The sequence below is a fragment of the Brachyspira aalborgi genome (assembly GCF_008016455.1).
Taxonomy (GTDB): domain Bacteria; phylum Spirochaetota; class Brachyspiria; order Brachyspirales; family Brachyspiraceae; genus Brachyspira; species Brachyspira aalborgi.
The window spans coordinates 1-1323 of record NZ_SAXU01000002.1; the positions used below are offsets into that span (position 1 = coordinate 1).

Below are 1323 nucleotides of genomic sequence, written 5' to 3' on the forward strand. Positions count from 1 at the left end.
TAAACTTTAATAAAATTTTTTATAATTTCCCTCATTTTGTTATCAAATATAATTTCATTTTTATTAAAATTTTTAGATAAATATTTATCTATAATTAATTTTATAGAATTTATATCGTCTTTTTCTTTTGCCATATAAATCCATTCTACATTTTCAAGCCATTTTGCCGTTCCTTCAACTTTATTGTCAATATTATTAAAAGCTATGCACGGAGTATTCGTTATATAAGAAAATATAAGTCCATGAAGTCTGTCGGTTATGCATAATTCATATTCCGATATTTTATTTAACCTTTCAAATATATAATCTTCTCTTTCCGATTTATTTATTATTTTATATTTTTCCATATATTCGTCATAGAAAAAATAATTTTTGTTAATGGAATTCAAATATACTTGAACATTATTTATTAAATTGCCGTCCAATATTTTTTCCTTATCGTCTCTCAAAATAAAAATAACGCCGTTTCTATTTTTTTCGTTTATATTTATTTTATTATATAAATAAAAAGCAGAATCAGGACATAATACTATATTTGAATTAAAATGTTCTTTTGCGAATTTATAACTTTTTTCATCTCTCGTCATTATGGTAAGATTTTTATGCGAATTATATATATTTTTAGTTATTTCTAATTCTTTTTTGCCTTCTTCATCTTCAGTCCAATATATAGTTTGAGGAAAAATTATAATTTGATTTTTATTATAACATTTTATAATTTGTCTTCTTGCAATTTCTTCGATTAAATATAAATTTCCTAAATTTCCTCCGCCTGGCATAAATATAATATCCTCTTCGGTTATCATTTTTTTTATAAAATTATTTGCTCTCGCTATATCGTTTAAAGTATATTCCAAAATTATTTTATTCGGAAAAATATCCTTTAATAATTGTATATTTGCGTAAACTATAGCGTTATCTCCAGTGTTTTCATAATCTACCGATTTTAAATAAAAAATCTTTTCTTTATCTTTATATAAAATCATATCCGAAAATATTTCGTCATTATTTAATTTAGTTTCAATTTCTTGTATCTTTGTAAATATAAGATTTTCTATCATATCAAGTTTTAATCTTATAGGTTTAGTAATAATTTTAATTCCAAAAATTCTATAAGTTCTATAAATGCCTTCGTCTTTTTTTGAAAAAATAAAATTTAATATATTCTTCATAGCGATATCACTCTTTTTATAAACAGAGTTTGCATATAGAAAATGCTTTTATGTTTTTGAGATAATTCTTTAATAAATAATTTTCTGCAATGAAAAAATCGCCGAAAAAATTTATAATGTGTAGTGTAGTGTAGTGTAGTGTAGTGTAGTG

General features: G+C 22.1%; 1 protein-coding gene. It reads right to left on the reverse strand.

Annotation, left to right across the window (positions count from 1 at the left end; translation table 11 throughout):
* A partial coding sequence (locus tag EPJ79_RS11380; protein ID WP_147739646.1) for a polysaccharide pyruvyl transferase family protein occupies positions 1-1172 on the reverse strand: 1172 nt, incomplete at its 3' end.
* Positions 1173-1323: the final 151 nt, after the last annotated feature.